Annotated in this window: 7 protein-coding genes; 5 read left to right on the plus strand and 2 right to left on the minus strand. The window is 66.5% G+C overall.

The features are described from left to right. Positions 1-43: 43 nt before the first annotated feature. Genes argF through ASF51_RS16180 form a run of 4 tightly spaced genes read left to right on the plus strand, consistent with a single transcriptional unit; the run spans position 44 to position 3,215 of the window. Positions 44-988, plus strand: coding sequence for an ornithine carbamoyltransferase (gene argF / locus ASF51_RS16170; protein WP_055932133.1), 945 nt, complete (start codon positions 44-46; stop codon positions 986-988). A 5-nt stretch (positions 989-993) separates the two neighbouring features. Then, positions 994-2,442, plus strand: a complete 1,449-nt coding sequence (gene argH, locus ASF51_RS16175) for an argininosuccinate lyase (RefSeq protein WP_055932135.1) — start codon at positions 994-996, stop codon at positions 2,440-2,442. Continuing rightward, the gene (locus tag ASF51_RS19195; RefSeq protein WP_157412189.1) at positions 2,442-2,588 is read left to right on the plus strand and encodes a hypothetical protein; all 147 of its coding nucleotides are present in this window, start codon (positions 2,442-2,444) and stop codon (positions 2,586-2,588) included. The genes argH and ASF51_RS19195 overlap by 1 nt, the downstream gene beginning before the upstream one ends. Before the next feature lie 3 nt (positions 2,589-2,591). Beyond that, positions 2,592-3,215: a DNA-3-methyladenine glycosylase gene (locus ASF51_RS16180; protein WP_055932137.1), complete on the plus strand. Its 624-nt coding sequence runs from the start codon at positions 2,592-2,594 to the stop codon at positions 3,213-3,215. Positions 3,216-3,230: 15 nt separating this feature from the next. On the opposite strand, the gene ASF51_RS19450 is transcribed toward ASF51_RS16180, so the two are convergent. Together ASF51_RS19450 and ASF51_RS16190 are read right to left on the minus strand one after the other, a co-directional pair. Continuing rightward, positions 3,231-3,935 carry a hypothetical protein gene (locus tag ASF51_RS19450; RefSeq protein WP_055932138.1) on the minus strand — a complete coding sequence of 235 codons (705 nt, stop codon included), beginning with the start codon at positions 3,933-3,935 and terminating at the stop codon, positions 3,231-3,233. Between the two features lies 1 nt (position 3,936). Further along, positions 3,937-4,572, minus strand: coding sequence for a hypothetical protein (locus tag ASF51_RS16190; RefSeq protein WP_055932141.1), 636 nt, complete (start codon positions 4,570-4,572; stop codon positions 3,937-3,939). A 140-nt stretch (positions 4,573-4,712) separates the two neighbouring features. On the opposite strand from ASF51_RS16190, the gene tyrS reads away from it, so the two are divergent. Then, positions 4,713-6,014, plus strand: coding sequence for a tyrosine--tRNA ligase (tyrS, locus tag ASF51_RS16195; RefSeq protein ID WP_055932336.1), 1,302 nt, complete (start codon positions 4,713-4,715; stop codon positions 6,012-6,014). Positions 6,015-6,400: the final 386 nt, after the last annotated feature.

Raw genomic sequence — 6,400 nt, forward strand, 5'->3', positions numbered from 1 at the left:
CGCGCTAGTCTTTCCCTTTCCGCCATTTATCGAAAGATCTCCCGTGACCAGACATTTCCTGCGCGACGACGACCTCTCACCTGCCGAGCAGGCTGAGATCCTCGACCTGGCTTTGGAGCTCAAGCGAGACCGATTCCAGACGCAGCCCCTGGCCGGGCCGCAGACCGTCGCCGTGATCTTCGACAAGTCGTCCACGCGCACCCGCGTCTCGTTCGCGGTCGGCATCGCCGATCTGGGCGGCAGCCCGTTGATCATCAGCATGGCGTCGAGTCAGCTCGGCGGCAAGGAGACCGCCTCCGACACGGCCCGGGTGCTCGAGCGGCAGGTCGCGGCGATCGTCTGGCGCACCTATGCGCAGACCGGCCTGGAGGAGATGGCGAAGGGAACGACGGTTCCCGTCGTGAACGCCCTCTCCGACGAGTTCCACCCGTGCCAGCTGCTCGCCGATCTGCTGACCATCCGTGAGCATCGCGGGTCGCTCGCCGGGCAGACCGTCGCCTTCCTCGGAGACGGGGCCAGCAATATGGCGCAGTCGTACCTGCTCGCCTGCGCGACGGCGGGCATGCACGTGCGCATCGGGGCGCCGGCCGAATTCGCACCGGATGCGGCCGTGTTGTCCGACGCCGGGGCTCGTGCGGCCGAGACCGGTGGATCCGTCGCGGTGCACGTCGACCCCGCCGACGCGGTCCGCGATGCGGACATCGTGGTCACCGACACCTGGGTGTCGATGGGCAAGGAGGACGAGAAGGCCGAGCGCGTGGCGATCTTCGGCGGCTACCAGGTCGACCAGGATCTCCTCGACAAGGCGAAGCCGAACGCCCTCTTCCTTCACTGCCTTCCGGCCGACCGCGGCTACGAGGTCAGCGCCGATGTCATCGACGGGCCGCAGAGCGTCATCTGGGACGAGGCGGAGAACCGGCTCCATGCCCAGAAGGCGCTTCTCGTCTGGCTCCTCCGCCAGCAGGCGCCGGTCACCGTGGGAGACTGAGAGCGATGAGTGAACACGACGTCTCCAACCGCGCCGGCGAAGCGGGAGCCCTCTGGGGCGGACGCTTCGCGGGCGGCCCCGCCCCCGAACTCGTCGACCTGAGCCGGTCGACCCACTTCGACTGGCAGCTCGCCGCCTACGACATCGCCGGATCGCGTGCCCATGCGCGGGCCCTGGCGCAGGCCGGGTACCTCGCTGCCGACGAGCTGACCGGCATGCTGGCCGCACTCGACGCCCTCGACTCCGACGTGGCCGACGGCACCTTCCGGCCGCTGGCATCCGACGAAGACGTTCATTCGGCGCTGGAACGCGGGCTCATCGACCGCGCCGGTGTCGAGCTCGGCGGCAAGCTCCGCGCGGGGCGCAGCCGCAACGACCAGATCGCCACGCTCGTGCGCATGCTGCTGCGCGACCATGCCGCGCGCATCCGCCATCTGGTGACCGATCTCGTCGACGCGATCGCGGCCCAGGCCGACAGGCATTTCGGGGCGATCCTGCCCGGGCGCACCCACCTGCAGCATGCCCAGCCCGTGCTGCTGTCGCACCACCTTCTCGCGCACTGCTGGCCGCTTGTCCGCGATCTCGAGCGCTTCGTCGACTGGGATCGTCGAGCGAACTGGTCGCCCTACGGGTCGGGAGCCCTGGCGGGAAACACCCTCGGCCTCGACGCCCAGGCGGTCGCCGTCGAGCTCGGCTTCGACCAGAGCTCCTGGAACTCGATCGACGGAACGGCGAGTCGCGACGTCGTTGCGGAGTTCGCCTTCATCACCGCTCAGATCGGCATCGATCTCTCCCGCTTCGCCGAGGAGATCATCCTGTGGAACACGAAGGAGTTCGGCTTCGTCACGCTGTCCGACTCCTACTCCACGGGCTCGTCGATCATGCCCCAGAAGAAGAACCCCGATATCGCCGAGCTCGCCCGGGGCAAGTCCGGTCGACTCATCGGCAACCTCACGGGCCTGTTGACCACGCTCAAGGGACTCCCGCTCGCGTACAACCGCGACCTGCAGGAGGACAAGGAGCCGGTCTTCGACTCCATCACCACGCTCGAGGTGCTGCTGCCGGCATTCACGGGGATGGTCGCGACGATGACGTTCCATACCGACCGCATGGCGGAGCTCGCGCCGCAGGGGTTCTCCCTCGCCACCGACGTGGCGGAGTGGCTGGTGAAGCAGCACGTGTCCTTCAGGGATGCCCATGAGATCACGGGCGCTCTTGTGCGGTTCGCAGAGGAGAACGACCTCGAGCTCGACGAGTTGAGCGACGAACAGTACGCGTCGCTGTCGCCGCACCTTGTGCCGGCGGTTCGATCCGTGCTCACGATCGAGGGGTCGGTGTCGAGCCGAGACGGCCGTGGCGGAACCGCGCCCGATCGAGTCAGGGAACAGCTTGCGGCGCTTACGCAGAGCGTTCGTGCCCTTCAGGCCGCCGCCGCACCCGAGATCGGAGCCTGATGACCCTCCGCAATGAGAACAACAAGAAGAAGCGCAGCCGGCCGCCGATGTCTCGGCGCACGACCTGGATCGTCGTGGCCGTCGCCGTTGCGGTTCTCGTGTTCGTGGTGATTGTCTCGGTGGTCTCGGGCAAGGGCATGTTCTAGACGGTGTTCACGTCGGCGTCGAACGAGTCGGGCTTCTTCGACAGGTCAAGCGTCGAAGTCGCTCCGTCGTTGCTCGGCGCGCGGCTCACCCGGCACTCTCCGCTGGGTGACATCTCTCTGCGCATCGCGGAGGTCGAGGCATACCTGGGCGTCGGGGAGGATCCGGGGTCGCACAGTTTTCGCGGGAAGACAGCGCGCAACGCGGTGATGTTCGGACCGCCGCTGCACCTCTACACGTATTTCACCTACGGCATGCACGTGTGCGCCAACATCGTCTGCTCTCCGGAGGGACAGTCCTCGGCCGTGCTGCTGAGGGCGGGCGAGATCGTCGCCGGTGCCGAGCACGCGCGATCGAACCGCGGAGATCAGGTCGCGTTTCGCGATCTCGCCCGGGGACCGGCCCGGCTCACCAAGGCGATGGGCATTCCGCTCTCAGACGACGGGGCCGACCTGACGGGTGCGGTCTACACGCTCGAGCTCGACGATCGGGTGCCGGATGTCGGCACGAGTGTGCGCACGGGGGTCAGCGGGCCGGGCGGTCTCTCCGAGTACCCGTGGCGGTTCTTCATCCCGAACGATCCGACCGTCTCGCCCTATCGGGCGAGCGTGCCGAGGAAACGCGACTGACCCGTCGACCGCGGGTCACCGCAGGACGAGTGCGCAGGCACCGGCCCAGACGAAGCTCGCGAGCGTTCCGATGATGAACCGCTCCTTGGCCTCCGGCGCCGCCAGTTCACTGAAACGGCCGACGCCCTTGATCGCGATGATCACGGCGACGGCCTCGGGGAACCCGGCGACGATCGAGCCGGCGATCGCGAGTCGCTCGAGGACTCCGATGGTCGTTCCTCCCCGCAGCACCTCGACCGCCGGCGTTCCCATTGCCTGGGCGGGCGACGCGGGGGAGGCGCGGGGGACATCTTTGCGTCGGCGGAAGATGCCGAGTGGCGAGGAGGGTACAGGTGCGGCGGCCGGAACCGCCTGCGCCGAGTTCTCGCCGATGAGGATGCCGCCGTGCGCTCCGGCGCGGCTCGCTCCTCGGGTTGCGAGGCGCAGAGCGAGCACGGCGAACGGTCCTCCGCCGACGGTCGCCAGGGCGAGTGCAAGGGCTGTCGTGAGGACTCGGGTGATGGGTTGCGCGGAGTCGTCGTGGGGAGCGAGCGCCTCGCAGGCCAGTGCTGCGACGAGACTGCCTGCGGCGAGGATGGTGGTCGCCGCGAGGATGACGTCGGCGGATCGAGCACCGCGCGGTCGTCGGGGCCGGGCGCCGCTCGTTCGCAGATCGAGGGTGAGAGCGATCACGCTCGCGAGGAGACCCGCGGCGAGGAGGACAACGATCACGGTGTTCACGTCAGACCTCGTCTTTCGAGTGTTCGGATGATTCGGTGAGCCGCGACAGCAGCCGGCCCAGGGGTGCGTGGGCTTCGAGGTCGATTCTGACCTGGGCCGCCGACATCCGGTCGCTCACCGCCTGGGGTGTGATGCCGAGGATGTCGGCGGCCTCCCTCTGCGTGCGTCCTTGGGCGAGCAGGTCGTAGACCTGCCATCCCTGTTCGGTGCGGCGGTCGCGCACCGAGAGCAGGAGAAGCATGAGGGCTTCGATGTCTGTCGCGTCGGTCGCGTCAGTCTGCCTGGAGGGCGTTCCGTCTCGGAAGGCGAATCGCAGGGGCGACTTCTTTGCCGCGTCGACGGCCGCCCTGGCCGCGATGAAGGCGGGGCCTCGAGTCTCGCGTGTCGAGGAGGCCAGGGGTCGCTCGACGTCGCCGGCTCCGAGCCCGACGCTCCAGTCGCCCGAGCGGGTGAGTTCGAGGACCATCGCGACGGCGGTGGCCGAGTCGACGACGAGAGCCTGCAGCTCGTCACCGGCGTTCCGGTCTACCGGCAGGGCGAGTCCTGCCTTGAAGACGTCGTCGAGGTGGGCGACGGCCGGCGATACGAGGTCGGCGGAATGGCGGCTGTCGACCTGGTCTGCGGTGATGACGAACATGGGACCCCTCTCGTCAAGGCTGGAACCTTGATGTCTTGGTAATCAAGTCTATAGGCCTGATTGACAGCACATCAAGGCCAGAGGCCTGTTCCATTCGCCCGAAGCACCCCGATCGCCGCTGATACTGTGATCAGGTGTCGATGATCCAGAGCGAACTCCTGTCCCGCCAGCACAACGATTCCTCGTTCGACGACGTCTGGGACGAGATCGAGTGGCGCGGCCTCGTCCACGTCTCCACCGACCGGGACTCTCTGAAGAAGCTGCTCTCGGGGCCGCCGATCACGTACTACTGCGGATTCGACCCGACCGCTCCGAGTCTCCACCTGGGCAACCTGGTGCAGATCCTTCTGCTGCGCAGATTGCAGCTCGCCGGGCACCGGCCTCTCGGTCTTGTGGGAGGGTCGACCGGTCTCATCGGCGATCCGCGCCCCACCGCCGAGCGCACGCTCAACACCAAGGACACGGTCGCCGAGTGGGTCGAGTACCTCCGGGGTCAGATCGAGAGGTTCCTGAGTTTCGACGGCGACAACCCGGCTCGCATGGTCAACAACCTCGACTGGACGCAACCTCTCTCGGCGATCGACTTCCTGCGTGACATCGGCAAGTACTACCGCGTCGGCACGATGCTGAAGAAAGATGCCGTCAGCGCGCGGCTCAACTCCGACGCCGGTATCAGCTACACGGAGTTCAGCTACCAGATCCTGCAGGGCATGGACTTCCTCGAGCTGTACCGCACCTTCGATTGCGTGCTCCAGACCGGGGGCAGCGATCAGTGGGGCAATCTCACGAGTGGAACGGATCTCATCCACCGGGCCGAGCACGGCAGCGCTCACGCGATCGGTACGCCCCTGATCACGAACTCCGACGGAACGAAGTTCGGCAAGAGCGAGGGCAACGCCGTCTGGCTCGACCCCGCACTCACGAGCCCGTACGCGTTCTACCAGTTCTGGCTCAACACGCTCGATGCCGACGTCATCGCGAGACTCAAGATCTTCACTTTCCTCTCCCGCTCCGAGATCGAGCGCATCGCGGTGCTGGTCGACGAGGAGCCGTTCCGCCGCGAGGCCCAGAAGACGCTGGCCTACGAGGTGACCTCGCTCGTACATGGCGTCGCCGCCACCGAATCCGCGATCGCCGCGGCCCAAGCCCTTTTCGGGCAGGGAGACCTTGCCGATCTCGAGACGGAGACCTTGGTCGCCGCCCTGCGCGAGCTGCCCAACACCACGTGTATGCCGGATGCCCCGATAGCGCAGCTGCTCGTCGATACCGGGCTGACCAAAAGCGCGAGTGAAGCGCGCCGCGCCATCGCCCAGGGCGGCGTGTATGTCAACAACGTCGTGGTCTCAGACGAGTCGGCCACGATCAGCGAATCCATGCTGAGCGGGGGAGTGGCGGTGCTCCGCCGGGGCAAGAAGACACTCGCGGGAGTCTTCGTCGAGTGAAGAACCGCGGGATTCCGGGGCGACACGCCCGGGCTGCACGCCGGTTTTGACGGTCGCAGAATCTGCCCGTAATGTCTTCTCTTGTCACCCCACAGGTGCGGAAAGCCGAAGAGCTTCCGGCCTCAAGCGGGACCAAATCCCAAGCTGAATCAGATTCGCTCTAGAAGTGTTCTGTAGGACTGCTTTAGGATGTATAACGCCTCTTCCCAGGAACGTTCTGTTGGAAGTCGTGTTGAGCGCCCGGAATCATCCGGATTACCGCAAAAACACGATTTGACAGAAACGAAGATCGGGTCTAGGTTTGAGAAGTTGCCTCGATGTGATGCTGTGCCGGTTGGTGTGGTTGATGTCGGGTGCGTCCGATCCTTGAGAACTCAACAGCGTGC

This window comes from Agreia sp. Leaf283 (assembly GCF_001422485.1).
GTDB lineage: Bacteria > Actinomycetota > Actinomycetes > Actinomycetales > Microbacteriaceae > Agreia.

Coding starts and splice junctions, on each gene's coding strand:
- argH (WP_055932135.1), top strand. CDS start 994: ATGAGTGAACACGACGTCTCCAACCGCGCCGGCGAAGCGGGAGCCCTC.
- ASF51_RS19195 (WP_157412189.1), top strand. CDS start 2,442: ATGACCCTCCGCAATGAGAACAACAAGAAGAAGCGCAGCCGGCCGCCG.
- ASF51_RS16190 (WP_055932141.1), bottom strand. CDS start 4,572: ATGTTCGTCATCACCGCAGACCAGGTCGACAGCCGCCATTCCGCCGAC.
- tyrS (WP_055932336.1), top strand. CDS start 4,713: ATGATCCAGAGCGAACTCCTGTCCCGCCAGCACAACGATTCCTCGTTC.